Source organism: Streptomyces enissocaesilis, assembly GCF_039533765.1.
Classification (GTDB): domain Bacteria; phylum Actinomycetota; class Actinomycetes; order Streptomycetales; family Streptomycetaceae; genus Streptomyces; species Streptomyces enissocaesilis.
The window spans coordinates 106,906-125,443 of record NZ_BAAAUD010000035.1; the positions used below are offsets into that span (position 1 = coordinate 106,906).

General features: G+C 71.5%; 17 protein-coding genes. 3 read left to right on the forward strand and 14 right to left on the reverse strand.

Going from position 1 to position 18,538, the window contains the following annotated elements:
- Positions 1-11: 11 nt before the first annotated feature.
- From ABD374_RS17025 to ABD374_RS17065, 9 genes are all read right to left on the reverse strand, one after another.
- Positions 12-830: an HAD family hydrolase gene (locus ABD374_RS17025; RefSeq protein ID WP_344496033.1), complete on the reverse strand. Its 819-nt coding sequence runs from the start codon at positions 828-830 to the stop codon at positions 12-14.
- A complete protein-coding gene (gene serS / locus ABD374_RS17030; protein ID WP_344496035.1) occupies positions 827-2,104 on the reverse strand; it encodes a serine--tRNA ligase in 1,278 nt (425 codons plus the stop codon). Before serS ends, ABD374_RS17025 begins: the two co-directional genes overlap by 4 nt.
- A 568-nt stretch (positions 2,105-2,672) precedes the next feature.
- On the reverse strand, positions 2,673-3,608 hold the full coding sequence (gene pheA, locus ABD374_RS17035) for a prephenate dehydratase (RefSeq protein ID WP_344496037.1): 936 nt from the start codon (positions 3,606-3,608) through the stop codon (positions 2,673-2,675).
- A 41-nt stretch (positions 3,609-3,649) separates the two neighbouring features.
- Positions 3,650-4,918: an iron uptake transporter deferrochelatase/peroxidase subunit gene (gene efeB / locus ABD374_RS17040; RefSeq protein WP_344496039.1), complete on the reverse strand. Its 1,269-nt coding sequence runs from the start codon at positions 4,916-4,918 to the stop codon at positions 3,650-3,652.
- A gap of 5 nt (positions 4,919-4,923) precedes the next feature.
- The gene (locus tag ABD374_RS17045) at positions 4,924-6,873 is read right to left on the reverse strand and encodes a copper resistance CopC/CopD family protein (protein WP_344496041.1); all 1,950 of its coding nucleotides are present in this window, start codon (positions 6,871-6,873) and stop codon (positions 4,924-4,926) included.
- Positions 6,874-6,887: 14 nt separating this feature from the next.
- Entirely contained in the window at positions 6,888-7,346 is a 459-nt protein-coding gene (locus tag ABD374_RS17050) for a copper chaperone PCu(A)C (RefSeq protein ID WP_344496043.1), read from the reverse strand.
- Positions 7,343-8,002 carry an SCO family protein gene (locus tag ABD374_RS17055; RefSeq protein ID WP_344496045.1) on the reverse strand — a complete coding sequence of 220 codons (660 nt, stop codon included), beginning with the start codon at positions 8,000-8,002 and terminating at the stop codon, positions 7,343-7,345. Before ABD374_RS17055 ends, ABD374_RS17050 begins: the two co-directional genes overlap by 4 nt.
- Positions 8,003-8,052: 50 nt before the next feature.
- Positions 8,053-8,814, reverse strand: coding sequence for a YcnI family copper-binding membrane protein (locus ABD374_RS17060; RefSeq protein ID WP_344496047.1), 762 nt, complete (start codon positions 8,812-8,814; stop codon positions 8,053-8,055).
- 114 nt (positions 8,815-8,928) lie between these two features.
- Complete coding sequence (locus ABD374_RS17065; RefSeq protein WP_344496049.1) at positions 8,929-9,741, reverse strand: hypothetical protein; 813 nt, start codon at positions 9,739-9,741, stop codon at positions 8,929-8,931.
- 180 nt (positions 9,742-9,921) lie between these two features.
- On the opposite strand from ABD374_RS17065, the gene ABD374_RS17070 reads away from it, so the two are divergent.
- Positions 9,922-10,380 (forward strand): ATP-binding protein, encoded by a 459-nt coding sequence (locus ABD374_RS17070; protein ID WP_344496051.1) that lies wholly within the window; start codon positions 9,922-9,924, stop codon positions 10,378-10,380.
- Between the two features lie 43 nt (positions 10,381-10,423).
- Here the strand turns inward: ABD374_RS17070 and ABD374_RS17075 are convergent, their stop codons facing one another.
- Both ABD374_RS17075 and ABD374_RS17080 read right to left on the reverse strand, forming a co-directional pair.
- A complete protein-coding gene (locus tag ABD374_RS17075; RefSeq protein WP_344496053.1) occupies positions 10,424-11,893 on the reverse strand; it encodes an aminopeptidase P family protein in 1,470 nt (489 codons plus the stop codon).
- Positions 11,894-11,981: 88 nt separating this feature from the next.
- Positions 11,982-13,514: a PP2C family protein-serine/threonine phosphatase gene (locus tag ABD374_RS17080; protein ID WP_344496055.1), complete on the reverse strand. Its 1,533-nt coding sequence runs from the start codon at positions 13,512-13,514 to the stop codon at positions 11,982-11,984.
- Positions 13,515-13,961: 447 nt separating this feature from the next.
- Between ABD374_RS17080 and ABD374_RS17085 the strand changes: the two genes are divergently transcribed.
- The gene (locus ABD374_RS17085) at positions 13,962-14,666 is read left to right on the forward strand and encodes a bifunctional DNA primase/polymerase (protein ID WP_344496056.1); all 705 of its coding nucleotides are present in this window, start codon (positions 13,962-13,964) and stop codon (positions 14,664-14,666) included.
- 230 nt (positions 14,667-14,896) lie between these two features.
- Positions 14,897-15,520, forward strand: a complete 624-nt coding sequence (locus ABD374_RS17090; protein WP_344496058.1) for a hypothetical protein — start codon at positions 14,897-14,899, stop codon at positions 15,518-15,520.
- Positions 15,521-15,746: 226 nt separating this feature from the next.
- Here the strand turns inward: ABD374_RS17090 and ABD374_RS17095 are convergent, their stop codons facing one another.
- The 3 genes from ABD374_RS17095 to ABD374_RS17105 all read right to left on the reverse strand — a co-directional run bounded on the left by ABD374_RS17095 (position 15,747) and on the right by ABD374_RS17105 (position 18,318).
- The gene (locus ABD374_RS17095) at positions 15,747-16,721 is read right to left on the reverse strand and encodes a DUF5926 family protein (protein ID WP_344496060.1); all 975 of its coding nucleotides are present in this window, start codon (positions 16,719-16,721) and stop codon (positions 15,747-15,749) included.
- A 125-nt stretch (positions 16,722-16,846) separates the two neighbouring features.
- Positions 16,847-17,404, reverse strand: coding sequence for an ATP-binding protein (locus ABD374_RS17100; protein ID WP_344496062.1), 558 nt, complete (start codon positions 17,402-17,404; stop codon positions 16,847-16,849).
- A 95-nt stretch (positions 17,405-17,499) separates the two neighbouring features.
- A complete protein-coding gene (locus ABD374_RS17105; protein WP_344496064.1) occupies positions 17,500-18,318 on the reverse strand; it encodes a glycerophosphodiester phosphodiesterase in 819 nt (272 codons plus the stop codon).
- Positions 18,319-18,538: the final 220 nt, after the last annotated feature.

An 18,538-nucleotide genomic window follows, 5' to 3' on the forward strand; every position in this document is an offset into this window, starting at 1 on the left:
CGCCACCGGCCTCAGCCGGACAGCAGCTGCTCCAGCACCACCGCGATGCCGTCGTGGTCGTTCGACGCCGTGATCTCGTGCGCCACGGCCTTGAGCTCGTCGTGCGCGTTGGCCATCGCCACGCCGTGCGCCGCCCAGCCGAACATCGGGATGTCGTTCGGCATGTCGCCGAAGGCGATCGTGTCCGCGGCCCTGAGCTTCAGCCGCCGCGCCGCCAGCGACAGGCCCGTCGCCTTGCTCAGGCCCAGCGGAAGGATCTCGACCACGCCGCGGCCCGCCATGACCACGTCGACCAGGCTGCCGACGGTCTGGCGCGCGACCCGGGCCAGCTCGTCGTCGTCCAGGTCCGGGTGCTGGATGTAGATCTTGTTCAACGGGGCCGACCACAGCTCGGACGGGTCCTCGAAGGCGACGTACGGAAGCGGGCCTTCCTGCACCCGGTAACCCGTCCCGACCAGCACTTCGCCGTCCAGGCCGTCACGGCTCGCGGCGATCGCCAGGGGGCCGGTCTCCGCCTCGATCTTGGCGAGCGCCAGCCCGGCCAGCTGCCGGTCCAGCGTCACCGAGGTCAGCAGCCGGTGTTCGCCGGCGTGGTAGACCTGCGCGCCCTGGCCGCAGACCGCGAGACCCTCGTAGCCCAGATCGTCCAGGATGTGCCGGGTCCACGGGACCGCGCGCCCGGTGACGACGATGTGGGCCGCGCCCGCCGCCGTGGCGGCGGCGAGCGCTTCGCGCGTACGGGCCGAGACGGTGTCGTCGGAGCGCAGCAGCGTCCCGTCGAGGTCGGTCGCGACGAGCTTGTACGGGAACGGCCGGGAAGCGGTGCTCACTTGGAGAGGGGCTCCAGGATCTCTCGTCCCCCGAGGTACGGCCGCAGGGCTTCAGGGACCCGCACCGAGCCGTCGGCCTGCTGGTGGTTCTCCAGGATCGCCACGATCGTGCGCGGTACGGCGCACAGCGTGCCGTTCAGCGTCGCGAGCGGCTGCACCTTCTTGCCCTCGCGCATCCGGATCGACAGCCGGCGCGACTGGAACTCCAGGCAGTTCGACGCGGACGTCAGCTCGCGGTACTTGCCCTGTGTCGGGATCCAGGCCTCGCAGTCGTACTTGCGGGAGGCCGAGGCGCCCAGGTCGCCACTGGCCACGTCGATCACCTGGAACGGCAGCTCCAGCGACGACAGCCACTGCTTCTCCCACGCCAGCAGCCGCTCCAGCTCCGCCTCGGCCTCGTCCGGGGCGACGTACGAGAACATCTCGACCTTGTCGAACTGGTGCACCCGGAAGATGCCCCGGGTGTCCTTCCCGTACGTACCGGCCTCGCGGCGGAAGCACGGCGAGAAGCCGGCGTACCGCAGCGGCAGCTTGTCGGCGTCGATGATCTCGTCCATGTGGTACGCCGCGAGGGGGACCTCGGAGGTGCCGACCAGGTAGTAGTCGTCCTTCTCCAGGTGGTACACGTTCTCGGCGGCCTGGCCGAGGAAGCCCGTGCCCTCCATGGCGCGGGGCCGGACCAGCGCGGGCGTCAGCATCGGGACCAGGCCGGCCTCGGTGGCCTGCGCGATCGCCGCGTTGACGAGGGCGAGTTCGAGGAGCGCGCCGATGCCGGTGAGGTAGTAGAAGCGCGAACCGGACACCTTGGCGCCGCGCTCGACGTCGATCGCGCCGAGCGCCTCGCCGAGCTCCAGGTGGTCCCTGGGCTCGAATCCCTCGGCCGCGAAGTCGCGCGGGGCCCCGACGGTCTCCCGTACGACGAAGTCCTCCTCGCCGCCCACGGGGACGTCGGGGTGGACGATGTTGCCGAGCTGGAGCAGCAGCCGCTTGGACTCCTCGGCCGCCTCGTCCTGCTCGGCGTCGGCGGCCTTGACGGCGGCGGAGAGCTCGCCGGCCTTCTTCAGCAGCTCGGCCTTCTCGTCGCCGGAGGCCTTGGGGATGAGTTTGCCGAGCGACTTCTGCTCGGAGCGGAGTTCGTCGAAGCGGACGCCGGACGACCTGCGCCGCTCGTCGGCGGAGAGGAGAGCGTCGACGAGGGCGACGTCTTCTCCACGGGCGCGCTGGGAGGCGCGAACACGGTCGGGGTCCTCACGGAGCAGGCGAAGGTCAATCACCCCACCAGGCTACCCGCGACCGCTTCCGCCGATCGACTTGCTCTCGCATTGCACGACACTTTGACCGTATTGCCCAAATATGGACAGCGATGGCGGGAGCGCTTCGGTCGCCTGTCGACACACGTCAATAAAACATGTCCTATTCCCCGAAACAGGGCACTTCCCTCCGGTCGCCTTGACGCTTCTCCCTTGTGCGGGGCGGGAGTTGGCGAATGAGTTGTCCACAGGGATGTGCGCCCCCCGTGACTTATCCACAGGCTGTGCGAAAGATCTGTGGATGCCGGAAGGGGGTGTTCCGAAAGGCGGGGAGGGCGGAGGATTCCTTGTCCAAACCCACTTCACACACTCATTCGGGTGGTAATTACTCCCTCTAAAGCGTTGATCAACGGAATTGAGCTGACACAACCCTGTCCACCCCCACTGAAGCACTGTGGAAGGAAGCAGGCCGTCCGAGCCGCTTTGTCGACGATGTCGGTTTGCGTTGTCGACTTGTCCCCAGGGTGAGAAGCGGCCCTGTGGATAACTTCTGTGGGCAACACGGGCGTCGCCGAGAAGGCCGCCCGGCCGGTCAGACCCGTCCGTCCTGGCTCCGCGCCAGCCAGTCCGAGGCCGCCACGAACTCCGCGTCCGAGGTCCCCGGCCGCAGCGCCCGTACGTCCTCGGCCGTCACACCGGCCCGCGGGTACGACCCGAGGAACCGCACCTTCGGGCAGATCCGCTTGAGCCCCATCAGCGCCTCGCCCACCCGCCGGTCCGAGATGTGGCCCTCGGCGTCCACCGCGAAGCAGTAATTGCCGATCCCCGCGCCCGTCGGCCGCGACTGGATCAGCATCAGGTTGACCCCGCGCACCGCGAATTCCTGGAGCAGTTCGAGCAGCGCGCCCGGGTGGTCGTCGCCCAGCCACAGGGCCACCGACGTCTTGTCCGCCCCGGTCGGCGCCGCCGGCCGCGCGGGCCGCCCCACCAGCACGAAGCGCGTCTGCGCGTTCACCGCGTCGTGGATCTCGGTGACGAGCGGTACGAGGCCGTACGTCGCCGCGGCGAACTCCCCCGCGAAGGCCGCGTCGTACCGGCCCTCCTGCACCAGCCGGGCCCCGTCCGCGTTCGACGCCGCGGACTCCCACAGCGCGTCGGGGAGGTTCGCCGCCATCCAGTTGCGCACCTGCGGCTGGGCGGCGGGGTGCGCGGTGACCGTCTTGACGTCGCCGAGCTCCGTACCCGGACGGACCAGCAGCGCGAAGGTGATCGACAGCAGCACCTCGCGGTAGATCATCAGCGGTTCGCCGGACGTCAGCTCGTCGAGGGTGGCGCTGATCCCGCCCTCGACGGAGTTCTCGATCGGTACGAGCGCCGCCGCCGCCTCCCCGCCCCGCACCGCGTCGAGGGCGGCCGGTACGGACACCATCGGGACGAGTTCCCGGGTGGCGGCTTCCGGGAGCGTACGGAGGGCGACCTCGGTGAAGGTGCCTTCGGGACCGAGATAGGCATAGCGCGTGGCCGACATACGGTCACCCTAATGCGCCGTACGGGAGGCGTGCCGCGCCCTCATGACTCCAGCAGCCGCTGTCCCACGTACTCCCCGTCCCGCGCACCGCCCGGCACCGCGAACAGCCCGCTCGCCTCGTGCCGGACGAACGGCGACAGCGCGTCCCCCCGGTCGAGCTTGCGCTGCACCGGGACGAAGCCGCGCAGCGGGTCCGCCTGCCAGCAGATGAAGAGCAGTCCCGCGTCCGGCGTGCCGTCGGCGGCGATCCCGTCGTGGTAGGAGAACGGCCGTCGCAGCATCGCCGCGCCGCCGTTCTGTTCGGGGGCGGAGATACGGGCGTGCGCGTCGGCGGCGATGACGGGCCTGCCGTCGGGGCCGGCCTTCTCCAGGTCGGGGTCGGTGGTCTCGCTCCCGCCCGTCAGCGGCGCTCCGTCGCTCTTCCTGCGCCCGATGACCTTCTCCTGGTCGCCGCGCGTCAGCTTCTCCCAGTCGTCGAGGAGCATCCGGATGCGGCGTACGACGGCGTACGAGCCGCCCGCCATCCACCCGGGCCCCTCGCCGCTCCCGTCCGCCGGTACGAAGATCCGCCGGTCGAAGTCGGCCTCGGACGGTTTCGGGTTGTTCGTACCGTCGACCTGCCCCATCAGGTTGCGGGTGGTCATCGGCTGCGCGGTCGCGCCCGGGGAACGGTTGAAACCGTCCATCTGCCACCGCACCCGGGCGGCTTCCCCCGCCTCCTTCCGGATCGCGCGCAGCGCGTGGAAGGCGACCAGCGCGTCGTCGGCGCCGATCTGCACCCACAGGTCGCCGTTGCTGCGCCGCGCGTCCAGGTGGTCGGAGGAGAAGTCGGGCAGCGGGTCGAGCGCGGCGGGGCGCTGCTTCTCCAGGCCCGTACGGCCGAAGAAGGTGCGGCCGAAGCCGAAGGTGACGGTCAGCGAGGAGGGCCCCGCGTCCAGCGCCACCCCGGTGTCGGCGTCCCCGAGCGGTTCGCCCGCCGTCATCTTCCGCGCCGCCGCCGACCAGCGCCGCAGCAGGGCCGCGGCCTCCTTGCGCCCGGCGCCCGGCGCCAGGTCGAAGGCGACGAGGTGGCCGCGGGCCTGGAGGGGCGTGGTGATGCCGGCCTGGTGCTCGCCGTGGAAGGGGACGGCGGTGGAGCCGACGGACGCCAGCGCCTTCGCGTCCCCGTGGCCCCCGCCGGAGCCCGAGGCCGCGGCGTATCCGGCCGCTCCGCCTCCGGCGCCGAGCACGAGGCCCGCGGCGCCTGCCGCGCCCGCCGCCCCGAGCAGCCGTCTCCTCGGGATGCCGTTGTCGATGTCGCTGTCACTCACGCCGGTCAGCCGATCTTCACGTTCTTCTTCACGGTCACTTGGTCGATGTCGGAGGTGCGTACGGTCACTTCGAGCTCCCAGGTCCCCGGCATGGGGATCTGCACTCCGTCGGCACTCCAGTGTCCGGTGGCGATGCGGTCGGGGACGACGGGCAGCGGCCCGATCTCCTCGGCGTTGTTCGTGAACGCGACCTTCAGCTCGGGTGCGTCCATCACCCGTCCGTTGGGCCGCTCCAGCCACACGTGCAGGGCGTTGCTCCCCGAGCGCCCCGGGTCGAGCTCGACCCGGGCGGTGCCCTTGCCGTCCTCGCCGCCCGTGTCGAAGGGGAGGCGGACGTCGACCGGGCGGTCGGGGACGGCGGCGGCGGCGGTTCCGCTCCGGCCCGCCTCCTTCTCCTCGGTACGTCCGGGCTCGGTGCTCGTCAGTACGGTCGTCACGGCCAGGACCACCACGGCGACGGCGGCCTCCGCCAGTACGGAGCGCCGCAGACCGAGCCGTCCGGGGTCGGCGTCGCGGACCCGCTTGACGCGCGCGGTGGTCATCGCGGCCTTCTGCCGGGCGAGCTGCGCGGCCCGCTGGGGGTCCGCGGGCACGGTGACCGGCTCGGCCTGCGCCTCCTGCGCCCCCTGCGGCTCCCGCTCCTCAGTCTCCTCGGTCTGCTCCTCCTTGGCGGTCGCGGCGGCTTCCGCCTCCGGCGCGAGCCGCTCTGGGAGTCGCTCTCCGAGCCGCCCCGTCCAGCGCCGCGAGAACCACGCGGTCCCGACGAGGACGGTGATCAGCCCGATCTTGACGAGCAGGAGCCGCCCGTACGCCGTCCCGGTCAGCGCCGACCAGGAACCGACCTGCCGCCAGGACTGGTAGAGCCCGGTCGAGGCCAGCACGGTGACGCCCGCGAAGGCCACGCGGGAGAAGTTCCGTACGGCGCCGCGTTCGATGTCCGGCACCCGGTAGAGCGCGACCAGCAGCGCGGCCAGACCGCCCAGCCAGGTCGCGACGGCCAGCAGGTGCAGTACGTCGACCGGCATCGCGATGCCGGTCTGGATGCCGGTCGACGCGTGTTCGGAGAGCGCCCAGGTCGCCGCGATCCCGGCGGCCAGTACGCCGCCGCCCAGGGCGAGCCCGAAGGTGAGGTCCTTCTTCTCCCCGGGGTCCTCCCTCTTCGCGTACGCCCCGAACAGCACGGCGACGAAGAGCGCGGCCGCGCCGAGCAGCAGCAGCCGCGAGACGAGCGAGGCGCCGGTCTTGGTCTCCAGTACGGCCTTGAGCCCGCTGAGGTCGAAGGCGTCGGCGAGTTTCCCGGAGCCGGTGTAGGGCGCGCGGAGCACCAGCATGACCAGCGTCGAGGCGGTCAGCGTGATCCAGCCCCGCACGACGAGGCGCTGCAGCGGCCGCTCGCCCGCGCCGCGCTGCCAGCAGGCCAGGACGAAGGCGGCGCCGCCGACGAGGAGGACGAAGCCGGCGTACGCGGTGTAGCGGGCGATGCCGTAGAGCGCGCCGACGAGGCCGCCGCCCGCGCTCTGTTCGGGCAGGGCGACGGTGGTCTCGGAGGGGGCGCCGACGGAGAAGGTGAAGGCGCCGGAGATGGGGTGGCTGTCGGCGGAGACGGCCTGCCAGGCGACGGTGTACGTGCCGTCCGGCAGCCCGGCGTGCAGGGGGACGCGGTACTTGACGACGCCTCCGGCGCTCATGTCGCGCACTTCGCCGGTGTCGGAACGTTTGCCGCTCGGTTCCAGTACGCGGATCGAGTCGTTCCCGAGAGCGATCTTCTCGGAGAAGGTGAGGGTGACGTGCTGGGGCGCGGTGGCGACCACCGCCCCGTCCTTCGGGTCGCTCCCGGTCAGTGCGGCGTGCGCGGACGCGGGAGCGGCTCCTGCGAGGAGTGTGCCGAGGAGCGCCGTGGTGACGAGCAGCAGTCTGATCACTGCGGCTCCGAAGGGCGGGGCGGATGGGGGCATGGCGTGTCAGTCCCTCACTGCTTGTCCGGGTTGTGGGTGGTCTCCTTCACGGGAAGCTCGGCCCTGATCGGGCCGGCCTTCTCGAAGTGCAGTTCCACGGACACCGTGTCGCCCTGTTCGGGCTTCTTCCTGAGCTCCATGAACATCAGGTGGTTGCCGCCGCGTTCGAGGTTCAGCTCACCGTCCGCAGGGACGTCGAAGGACTCGGCCTCCCGCATCTTCTGGCCCGTGGTCCGGTGGATCGTGACCTCGCCCGCGATGTCACTGGTGACGGAGGTGAGCCGGTCCGCCGTGCCGCTGTCGTTCTTCACGGTCAGGAAACCGGCGGCCATGTCGTCCGTGACCGGCTCCGGCATGAAGGCCCCCTCGACCTTCAGCGCGGGTCCGCCGCTTCCGGATCCGGTGGAGCAGCCCGCCAGTACGAGGCCCGCGGTGAGGGCCGCGGCCGTGGCGAGGATGGTGCGGCGGTTCACGGGTTCTTCCCCTCGACCAGCTCGGGGAGGTCCTCGATGTAGTCGTCGGCGGTGGTGTCGTCGCTGTAGAGCACGTATCCGGCGTCGGTCTTCGGGGAGAACGCGATGACCTGTGCGCCGTGCATGGAGACGACCGAACCGTCCTTCTCCTTCTTCGGCGGGTCGATGCCGATCCCCATCCGGCGGGCCCCGGCCTGGATGGCCGGGAAGTCGCCGGTGAGTCCGGTGAAGGAGGGGTCGCCCGCGCCCTTGAGCCACTTGCCGAGCGCCTCGGGGGTGTCCCGTTCGGGGTCGGTGGTGACGAAGACGACCTGGAGCTTGTCCCGGTCCGCCTGGGGGAGCTTCTTGTAGGCGATGGCGATGTTGCTCATCGTCAGCGGGCAGACGTCGGGGCAGTTGGTGTAGCCGAAGTAGACGAGCGTCGGCTTGCCCTTGGTGCGTTCCCGCAGGTCGTACTTCTTGCCGTGGGTGTCGGTGAGGACGAGGTCCGGCTTCTCGAAGGGCCGGTCGAGTACGGTCGCGGCCTTCTCGTCCGTACCGGCGGAGACGTCGGAGACGGGGCTGGAGCCGCTGTCGGCCGTGTCGCCGGCGCAGGAGGACAGGGTGAGCGCGGCCGTGGCGACGAGCGCCACGGCCAGCGCGTTCTTCTTGAGCATGGAGGGGGATCCCGGTGTTTCAGTGAGGGTGCGGGGGGCGTCGGGAGACGTCAGGAGGTGCGGCGGCGCCCGGCGAGAACGCCGAAGGCCACACCCGCGACACCCACGATGATGCCGATGACGCCGAGGACGCGGGCGGTCGTGTCGTTGCCGGAGGTGTCGGCGGTGTCGTCGGCGGCGGCCGTCCCGCTCTCGTGACCGTCGTCGGCCTCGGCCGCTTCCCCGTCCTCGCTCTTGGCGTTCTTGGCCGCGTCGTCGGAGCCGCCGTGGTGGTCGTCACCGGCGGGCTCGCTCAGCTCGAGGACGGGCGCGGGGGACTGCGGCTCCTCCTCGCCCTCCTTGGGCTCCTCGATCCAGCGGACGACTTCCTTGTTGTCGTACGTCTGGACGGCCTTGAGGACCAGCTGGTCGGCGTCTTCCGGCAGCTGGCCGAGGGAGAGCGGGAACTGCTGGAACTCGCCGGGGCCGATCTTGCCGCCGCTCCAGGTGATCTTGGAGACGGCCTCGTCGATCTCCCTGCCGTGGACCTTGAGCGGCTTGTCGAGCTTCGCCTTGGTGACCTCGGCCTTCCAGCCGGGCACGGGCTGCGGCATCACGGACGACAGCGGGTGGGCGGTGGGGAAGGAGACTTCGAGCTTGACGGTCGAGGCGTTGTCCCGCTCGTTGGGCACCTTGACGTTGACGGTGGCGTAGCCGCCCTTCTCGGCGGGCCCGACGGGCTGTACGCCGACGTGCGCGAAGGCCGTTCCCGCGAAGAGCAGGACGGTGGAAGCCGCGGCGGCGCCGGCGACGGAGACACGGGTGATGTTCATGGCTGTGAGCACTCCACGGAGCAGGGGGAAGGGTGTTCCGGCGCGCGGGTGCGCACCGGCATCACGACGCGGCTCCCGTGGTGTGGTGCGTGCTGTGCCGGGGAGTGCGCCGTGTCAGGCTGCGAGGACGAGCGCCGCAGTGGGCGGTCCGCGCCTGATCACCGTGTGCTGGAGGGCTTCGCCGGCCGGCCGCAGGGGCGTGACGAAGGGGGTGCGCGGGGCGCGCGGCCCGTGCGCGGGTGCCCCGGGGAGCGGGCCGGCGTTCAGCGACCGCACGAGAGCCAGGGCGGCGCGCAGCGACCGTACGAGCGCTCCTTCCGCGACCCCGTGGGCCGACAGCAGGACCAGCCGGGACAGTGCGCTCTCCCCGCGCCGCAGGAGCCATCCGGTCGCGACGGCCGCCAGCAGGTGGCCGAGCAGCATGGGGAGGGTGGGCAGCAGCCCGCCGGCCGGCCCGGCGGCGATGCCCGTGTGCGCGGCGTGCGCGGTGTGCGCGAGGTGCTGCTGCGCCGTGTGCACGGACGCGGGGTCGATGCCCGCTTCGGTGACGATCCTTCGTGCTTCGGCCGTGCTGAGGGGCAGTGCGCCCGCGCCGCACACGAGCTTCGCGGCGAAGGCGCGCAGCGAGGTGTCGGTGGCCGCGCTCCCGAGGGCCGGGCTGTGCTGGCCGAGCCCGAAGAGGGCGTGCAGGGCGAGCTGCCCGCAGGTCAGTGCGGCGGCGATCACGGGCATCGAGCGCGCGCGTCCGGCGAGCGGGGCGACCAGGCCGAACACCGCGGCGGCGCCGAGTGCCAGCGTCCACCAGGGGACGGTGGCGCAGGACGCCATGGCGTGTCCTGTCGCGGACAGCACGACGCAGACCGCGGTGAACACCGCGGTCCTCAGCAGCCGCAGACCGGCTCCGGCGCGTGCGTCGGACGTAGACATGGCTTCGACATCATCGCACTGCGCTCCCGGTATGCCTACGGCAGGTCCCGGAGCGTATACACCGGCGCAAGGAGGGCTCGCGTCGGCCGAATGAGCGCAAACACGTTGACTCCACGCTTATGGAGCGTCGCCCACGGCAATACGTAACCGTATGTCGAGCCGCAGCCAGGAGGCTGGAGCATGAGCATCTGGTGGTCTCTCCACTTGCGGCGCGAAGCCGCGAGCGTCCCGCTCGCCCGCCGCCTTCTGCTCGGCGCCATGGAGACGGCGGGGGTCGATCCGGACATCTCCTACGACCTGTCGGTCGCGCTCAGCGAAGCCTGTGCGAACGCGGTCGAGCACGGTGGGGACGAGGGGTCCGGAGCGCCTTCCGCGGAGTACCGCGTGACCGCTTATCTGGACGGCGAGAAATGCCGTATCGAGGTCGCCGACTCCGGGCCGGGCTTTCCCCTCTCGCGGCGGGGCCGCCCTGCCGCGCCACTTCCGGCGCTCGCCTCGGCGGAGAGCGGCAGAGGGCTGTGCCTGATCGAGCAGCTCGCCGACCACGTGCATTTCGGGAACAGGCCGGGGCACGGTGCGGTGGTCAGTTTCGACAAGATCCTGAAATGGCGCGAGGGCGCGCTGCTCAAGGTGTCCTGAAGGCCCTGGGCGGCGCGCCCTCGCGGCGCTGGCGGCAGGCGGGTCAGCCCTGCTTGACCCGCGCCATCCAGGCCTCGACCTCGTCGGAGCGACGGGGCAGCCCGGCCGACAGGTTCCGGTTGCCGTCCTCGGTGACGAGGATGTCGTCCTCGATGCGCACGCCGATGCCGCGGTACTCCTCGGGCACGGTCAGGTCGTCGGCCTGGAAGTACAGGCCGGGCTCGACGGTCAGGCACATGCCCGGCTCCAGCGTTCCGTCGGCGTACGCCTCACGGCGGGCGACGGCGCAGTCGTGGACGTCCATGCCGAGCATGTGGCCGGTGCCGTGGAGGGTCCAGCGGCGCTGGAGGCCGAGCTCCAGGACCTTCTCGACCGGGCCTTCGACCAGGCCCCACTCGACGAGCTTCTCGGCGAGCACGCGCTGCGAGGCGTCGTGGAAGTCGCGGTACTTGGCGCCGGGCCGCACGGCGGCGATGCCGGCTTCCTGGGCCTCGTACACCGCGTCGTAGATCGTGCGCTGGAGGTCGGTGAAGGTGCCGTTGACGGGCAGGGTACGGGTGATGTCGGCGGTGTAGAGGGTGTGGGTCTCCACGCCGGCGTCGAGCAGCAGCAGGTCGCCGGAGCGTACGTCGCCGTCGTTGCGCACCCAGTGGAGGGTGGTGGCGTGGGGTCCGGCGGCGCAGATGGAGCCGTAGCCGATGTCGTTGCCCTCGACGCGGGCGCGCAGGAAGAAGGTGCCCTCGATGTAGCGCTCGCTGGTGGCCTCGGCCTTGTCGAGGATCTTGACGACGTCCTCGAAGCCGCGGACGGTGGAGTCGACGGCCTTCTGGAGCTCGCCGATCTCGAAGTCGTCCTTCACGGCGCGGGCCTCGGAGAGGTGGACGCGCAGTTCCTCGTCGCGCTCGGCGGTGACCTTGTCGGTCAGTGCGGCCTCGATGGCGGCGTCGTGTCCGCGGACGCACCGGACCGGTCCGGTGGCCTCCTTCAGCGCGGCGGTCAGCTCGCGGACGTCCTTGGCGGGAATTCCGAGGGCCTGTTCGGCCTCGGCGAGGGAGTGACGGCGGCCGACCCACAGCTCGCCCTGGCCGTCGAGCCAGAACTCGCCGTTCTCACGGTTGGAGCGGGGCAGCAGGTAGACCGTCGCGTCGTGGCCCCCGTCGGCTTCTGGACGGGGTTCCAGCACGAGGACGCCGTCCTGGCTCTGGTCGCCGGTGAGGTACGCGTACTCGGTGGAGGCGCGGAAGGCGTACTCGGTGTCGTTCGAGCGGACCTTGAGGTTGCCCGCGGGGATCACCAGGCGCTCGCCGGGGAAACGCGCGGAGAGCGCGGCGCGGCGGTCGGCGGTGTGCCGGGCCTGCGCGATCGGCTCCAGGCCGTGCAGCTCGGTGTCGGCCCAGCCGGTCTTCATGTTCTCGGCGAGCTCGTCGGAAACGCCCGGGTACAGGCCGTTCTTCCGCTGCTTGATCGGCTCTTCGGACTCTTCCGGGGTCTCCGGGCTGAGCTCTTCGGACACGACTGTCTCCTTGATACGACACTGGACCGCCCTCCATCGTATGTGCGACGGAAGGACGGCCCGTGGCCCTGTGGACAACTGTGAGGAATCAGTCGAACCGTGCGGCCAGCAGCACGATGTCCTCCCCCGGGTCCGCCGGGCCGGCCGTGTCGCCGCCGTCCGGCAGCACGGTCCGCAGCACGTGGTCGGCGATCGCTCCCGGGTCGTCCCTGTCGGCCCTGGGCACGCTCGCGGCGGCCGCGTGCAGCCGTGCGAAAGCGCGGTCCATCGGGTCGCCGGTGCGCTGGAGCAGCCCGTCGGTGTAGAGGAGGACCGTTTCGCCGGGTGCGGGCGCGATCTCCACGCTCGGCGCCTCCCAGCAGGACAGCATGCCCAGCGGCGCCGAGAGCGACGTCTCGACGTACTCGGTGCGCCGGGCGCCGATGACGAGCGGCGGGCTGTGCCCGGCCCCGGCCAGCACGATCCGGCTTCCCCGGCCTCCGGCAGGGGAGGTCCCGGCGGGTTCGCAGTAGGCGAAGAGCGCGGTGGCCGACCGGGCGGGTTCGGTGAGCCGCAGCAGCAGTTCCAGGTCGGACAGTACGGCGACGGGGTCCTCGCCCTCCATCACGGCGTACGCCCGGAGGCTGGCCCGCAGCCGTCCCATCGCGGCCAGGGCGCTGGGCCCCGATCCGGAGACCGACCCGACGGCCAGTCCCAGGGCGCCCTCGGGCAGCGGCAGCGCGTCGTACCAGTCGCCGCCGCCGTGCGGTCCGGTGCGGTGGCGGGCGGCGAGCCGCACCCCGGCGACCCGGGGCAGCCTGCTGGGCAGCAGTTCCTCGGCGACGGTCGCCACCTGCGCGCGGGCGTGCTCCAGCTCCAGCAGCCGGGCCAGGTGTTCGGCGGCGTAGCGCGTGTAGAGACCGGCGAGGTGACGCCGGCGCCCCGTGGGTTCGGCCGGTTCGTCGTACAGCCAGACGGCCGCGCCGAGCCGCGGGGACGCTTCGGTGGCCAGGGGCAGCGCGTAAGTGGCGGCGTAGCCGAGGCGCGCCGCGACTTCGCGGTGGCGCGGGTCGAGCTCCGCCTCGCCGAGGAGGTCGGGGTGGACGATCTCGCCCGGGCGGGGGGACCCGGGGAGGCCGTCGAGGAGCCGGCCGTACGACATGGCGCCGCGCGGCACGGTCTCGATGTGGCCGAGGTCGGCGTGGCCGAGGCCGAGGCCGACGGTGGTGGACGGGCCGGCGTCGTCGGCCGGTTCGAGGACGAGGAAGCCGCGGCGGGCGCCCACGAGGGCGGCGCCGGCGCGGAGCAGTTCGTGCAGCGCGGCGTCGGTCGAACGGGTGCGGTTCAGGCGCTCGGTGAGTTCATGGAGGGTGGTGAGGTCGGAGACCCAGCCCGCCAGCCGGTCCTGGAGCACCGCACCCGCGGCGGGTGGGGCAGGAGCGGGCGGAAGGGGCGCGGCATTGTGGGTGGGGGAGGGAACCGCTGGATCGATTCCAGCCACTTTCGGTACGTGCGGGGCGCTCATGATCGCAGGCTTTCCTGCTGGTGCGTTCTGCTCAATAGCATCGCAAACCCCCATGTCATTCTGCGCCGCTATCAATACACCCACATGTACACGCACAAGTGAGGAGATGTCCAGCATTGCGATCGTGGGACTCTTGGTGTCTGTGGGGATAGTCAACTTGGCCTAAAAATGCCAGACACGGCAGCGATTGGAGGTCGACTGAGGGCGTTCAACAGCGCGTCATACCAGCCGTGATGGGTACCTAATCGGTGATGGACAGGGGCAGTTGGGACCGCCTCGGAACCTGGTGGCGGGACGGGGCGTCTTAACCGCCGCGGGCCGTGCCCCATCCCCGAGTAGCGGGACCGCAGCACTGCGGATCTCCTGCGGACCAGTCAAGCGCCATCCGTACGCCACCCTCCGCTACGTTTCACGCTCGGCCCCGAGGGGCTGCCCGTGCCGCAGGCTGGAAGCGCGGCGATGTGCCACCAGTACGCAGCCAGTACGTGACGTGCACGACCAGTGAAGATGCGCACGCATAGTGCGACATGGACCCCGGCGTTCAACGGAAAGGAACGAGCGCTCATGCGCGAGATCCTCGGAAGGCGACGCAGGCTCCTCCGGTTCTGGCGGAGCGCGGGGCCTGCCCAGCTCGGTGCGGCGCTGACCTGCGCCACCGCTTGGCAGTGGCCCGTACTCCCCGGCGTGGGGATGAAGGCGTCCGGCGGACGCGGCAGCCGTGGCGGCCGCGACGGCCCTGGGCGGGGCTGCGCCTGCCCCGATCCCGAGTGCGTGGTACCCGGTGCGCACCCCTTCGACCCGGGCATCCTGGCGGCCACCACCGACGAACGCATGATCCGCTGGTGGTGGACCAACCGCCCGACGGCCCCCGTCGTGCTGGCCACCGGGGGCGCGGCTCCGTGCGCGATCAGCCTCCCGGCGGCCGCCGGCGCCGTCGCGCTGACGGCGCTCGACGGCATGGGGATGCGCCTCGGCCCGGTCCTCGCGACCCCGACCCGCTGGTCGCTGCTGGTCGCCCCGTACTCCCTCGAGCGGCTCGGTGAGCTGCTGTACGCCAAGGACTGGGTGCCCAGTTCGCTGCGGTTCCACGGAGAGGGCGGCTATCTGGTGCTGCCGCCCTCGGAGACGGGCACCGGGCAGGTGCGCTGGGAGAGGGCACCCCTGTCGGGTTCGGCCGCGCCCTGGCTGCCGGATGTCGAGGCGGTCGTGGACGCGCTGGTCGCGGCGAGCAACGGCGCACCGGACGGCGGCAGCCGGCTCGCGTACTGAGGCGCGTACGGAAGCGTGTGCTGAGTGCGTGTGCTGAGTGCGTGTTGCGTGAGGCCGGTGGCGGCTGTTGTACGACGACGCGCCGCCGGCTCCTCCGTACGGGTGTGGGGGAGCCGGTGTTTCCGGGGATTCTGGAGGAATCGGGCGCGCGGCGGCCGTGGTGCGGGCCATCCGTCGATACCTTCGGCTCACCGCAAGAACTTCCGGGCAGCTGACAGGTGGGACCCGCCTTGAACCTCCGCATGATCGGGCTCGCGGCCGTCGTGGCGTTCACCGTCCTGCTGCCGCTGGCCGGCGCGTCGGCGGAGCCCGAGCCCGCGCCCGCGCCCGACGACGCCAAGGCAGCCCCCGCGGCCGTTCGCGGGAACGACCCGGCGACCGTTCCCGGGAGCGCCCCTGCGGCCCTTCCCGGGAGCGTCTCCGTGACCGTTCCCGGGAGCGCTTCCCGGGCCACCCCTTCGCCCGCGCCGCTGGCCGCCCCTCCGTCCGTCCCTTCGCCCGTCTCTCCGTCCGCCCCTCCCTCCGGCCGCGACCCGGCCGCGCGGTGCGGTCCCGAGCTCAGCTCCCCGGAAGGTGTCGAGGGGCAGACCTGTGTGCTGACCGACGGCGACCACACATGGGCGCGTACCTACTACCGCAATGCCACGGGTACGGAACTGCGTTCCGTACTCACTCTGATGGGCCCCGGCGGCCGGACCGTTCAGATGCATTGCGTGGTGAGCGCCGAGGACGAGCCGGGAGTATGCGAAACACCGCGTGAACCGTCACGCGGAAAGGCCGCTCACTATTCGGCGGTTTCGGAGTTCGCCGCGGCGGGAAACGGCCCGCTGCTGCTGCGCTCGGGGAGCAACTAGGCCACTCCCGCACCTCGTTGACCATTCGATGACACAGGGTGGCGGGGCCGGGGCACAGAAAGGCCCGGCCGCTGGCGACGGGGGATGCACCAGCGACCGGGCTCTCAAAACCGTAACAAGATATCCACGGTTGGCAAATTTGATCTCACCTATTCGGACAGGGGTTTACCTGCCGATATGGGGAGTTGTGACCGGAGTCGCCGGCCGCCCGCGGGAATTGCGGTGGTCAGCTGAGCGTCACCTGGCGGTTGGTGAGTCCGCCCCGCGCGCGGCGCTCCTCCGGGGTCGGCGGGGCGTCCGACGCGAGGGCCGCGGCGAGCCGCTCGGCGAACTCCGCGGCGGGCTTCTCGACGTCCTCCGCCCCGACCCCGCTCGGCAGGTCCCACACCGGAACCATCAGCCCGTGCGCCCGGAAGGAACCGACGAGCCGGGTGCCCTCGCCGAGCGAGGACGTACCGGCGGCGTGCAGCCGGGCGAGCGCGTCGAGGAGCTGCTCCTCGGCGTGCGGCATGACCCAGCGCAGGTGGTTCTTGTCGGGGGTCTCGCACCAGTACGCGGCGTCGACGCGGGCCAGCCTGACGGTGGGGATCGCGGCGGCGTTGGCGCGTTCCAGGGAGGCGCTCACCTCCGGCGTCGCGTTCTCCGCGTCGGGGACCCAGAACTCGAAGCCGGAGTGCACTTCCGGCTCGAACGCGGCGTCCGGGTCGAGCAGGTCCTGGAGACGCGGTCCGTCCGCGGGGGCGCGCTCGGCCGTCACCGGGGTGCCGGGCTTCGCGGCCAGCGCGCGCCGCAGGGTGTCCGCGAGGTCGCGGCTGAGGTCGCCGGAGGGGGTGTCGTTCTGCAGTCCGAGCAGGACGGAACCGTCGTCGCGGCGCAGGGCGGGCCAGGCCATCGGCAGTACGGTCGCCAGCGTGACGGAGGGAACGCCGTCCGGCAGCCCGTCCCTCAGCGTCAGCGGTACGGTCGCGGCGGGCACCAGCTCGCGCAGGGCGACCCAGTCGCTCTCGCCGGCCAGGCCCTCGAAGGGGCGCTGGACCAGCTCGGTGACGGCGTGCGAGGCGGCGCGGCCGTGGCAGGCCTTGTAGCGACGGCCGGAGCCGCACGGGCAGGGCTCGCGGGCTCCGACGACCGGCACCTCCCCGCTGCTCACCTGGGCCTGCGACGTGGTTCCCCTTGCGGGCTGGGGGCGCTTCTTGGCCATGGCTTGGCTTCTCCCGTTCACGGCAGTGCTGTGTCGGGCGCGAGCCTAGTCGCTGGGACGCCCCCGGCCGGGACCGGCGGGGTCGGTCCGGACCGGTTCGGTGCCGGTAGCGGTCCGCGTCCTGGTCAGTCCAGGTCGTCGAACGGGACCGCGAAGTCCAGTTCCGGGACCGCGACGCGCTGAGCGAAGTCGTCGCGCCGATGCCCGTCGGTGACGTCCGCCCACACCGTGACCTCGCCGGACGCGTTGTCCCGTACGCCCCAGTCCTGTGCCAGCGCCGTGATGATGTTGAGCCCGCGGCCGCCGCGTGCGGTGACCGAGGGCGTGGCTGGAACCGGCCGGGTGGGGCCGCCTCCGTCCGTCACTTCGACGGTCAGCCCGCCTGCCGTGTCGACGCGCCACGCGGCACGTATGTCGCCGTCGCCCACCTCGGCCTGGCCCAGTGGCCTGCCGTGGCGGCAGGAGTTGCTGAGCAGTTCGGACAGGATCAGTACGGCATCGTCGATGACCGAATCGGACACCCCGTTGATACGCAGCTCGTCGCGCATACGGCGTCTTGCCTCACCCACGCCCGCAGGGCCATGGGGCACGGCCATGCTCGACGACGTGAGCACTTCTCGTGCCACCACCAACGCCACCCCCGAGACCTCCTTCGCCCCACGCCAGGGAGTGAATGCCCCCATGGCCTGGACCGGAAACCGGCCAGGCGCCGGTCAGTGAGGCACTCGTACTGATCGAATACGGACCGAACGCGCCGGTGCACTCCCTGTAGTGAAAATCATGAGCGACCGAGCTGGGAAAGCACCTGCTTCGGGCGGTTCGTGATGATTGCTTCCACGCCGAGGCGCTCGCAGAGTTCGACGTCCTCCGGCTCGTTCACCGTCCAGACGTGCACCGGGTGGCCCGCGCGGTGCAGCCGTTCGATGTAGCGGGGGTGGCTGCGGACGATCCGGATGCCGGGCCCCGCGATGTGCGCGCCGGCCGGAAGCCGTCCGTCGCGCAGGAGCGGGGAGGCGAACTGCATCAGATAGACGGTGGGGAGGGTGGGCGCGGCGGTCGCCACCCGGTGCAGCGAGCGCGCCGAGAAGCTCATGACGCGTACGGGCGAGGGCTCACCGGCCACGGGGGCGTCCAGGCCGAAGCGCTTCAGCAGCTGGAGCAGCCGCTCCTCGACCTGGCCGGCCCAGCGGGTGGGGTGCTTGGTCTCGATGGCCAGCTCGACGCGGCGCCCGGCGTCCGAGACCAGCTCCAAGAGGCGCTCCAGGGTGAGTACGGAGGTGAACTCGCCGGGGCCGTGCCCCCGGGCCGGGTCCCAGTCCGGCGACTCCTCGCCGCCTTGCCAGGAGCCGAAGTCGAGGGCGGCGAGGTCGGCCAGTTCGAGGGCGGAGACGGCGCCGCGGCCGTTGGAGGTGCGGTTCACCCGGCGGTCGTGGACGCAGACGAGGTGCCCGTCCGCGGTGAGTCGTACGTCGCACTCGAGGGCGTCCGCGCCGTCCTCGATGGCCTTGGTGTACGCCGCCAGGGTGTGTTCGGGGGCGTCCTCGGAGGCGCCGCGGTGAGCGACGACTTGAATGGTGTGCTGCCGTGCGTGAGTCACTGCGTCATGGTGTCACCGAGGGCGGGTAGGCGCGTAGACACGTCACAGGGGGAGCTGGTTCGGCCCTTCTCGGGATGCGGGCGTTTTGACCGATGTAAAGGATGTTCCGTGGATGCACAGGAACCGCTTACGGCCGTCTGATGTGCGGTGAGAAAAGCTGACAGCGGACACTTGCACACTGGTGACGTTGACCGAGACCGACGTGGTACCGAGGAGAAGA

Coding starts and splice junctions, on each gene's coding strand:
- ABD374_RS17085 (WP_344496056.1), top strand. CDS start 13,962: ATGCGCGAGATCCTCGGAAGGCGACGCAGGCTCCTCCGGTTCTGGCGG.
- ABD374_RS17060 (WP_344496047.1), bottom strand. CDS start 8,814: ATGAACATCACCCGTGTCTCCGTCGCCGGCGCCGCCGCGGCTTCCACC.
- ABD374_RS17095 (WP_344496060.1), bottom strand. CDS start 16,721: ATGGCCAAGAAGCGCCCCCAGCCCGCAAGGGGAACCACGTCGCAGGCC.
- ABD374_RS17070 (WP_344496051.1), top strand. CDS start 9,922: ATGAGCATCTGGTGGTCTCTCCACTTGCGGCGCGAAGCCGCGAGCGTC.
- ABD374_RS17080 (WP_344496055.1), bottom strand. CDS start 13,514: ATGCTGGACATCTCCTCACTTGTGCGTGTACATGTGGGTGTATTGATA.
- pheA (WP_344496037.1), bottom strand. CDS start 3,608: ATGTCGGCCACGCGCTATGCCTATCTCGGTCCCGAAGGCACCTTCACC.
- ABD374_RS17065 (WP_344496049.1), bottom strand. CDS start 9,741: ATGTCTACGTCCGACGCACGCGCCGGAGCCGGTCTGCGGCTGCTGAGG.
- ABD374_RS17055 (WP_344496045.1), bottom strand. CDS start 8,002: ATGCTCAAGAAGAACGCGCTGGCCGTGGCGCTCGTCGCCACGGCCGCG.
- ABD374_RS17100 (WP_344496062.1), bottom strand. CDS start 17,404: ATGGGGGCATTCACTCCCTGGCGTGGGGCGAAGGAGGTCTCGGGGGTG.
- ABD374_RS17045 (WP_344496041.1), bottom strand. CDS start 6,873: ATGCCCCCATCCGCCCCGCCCTTCGGAGCCGCAGTGATCAGACTGCTG.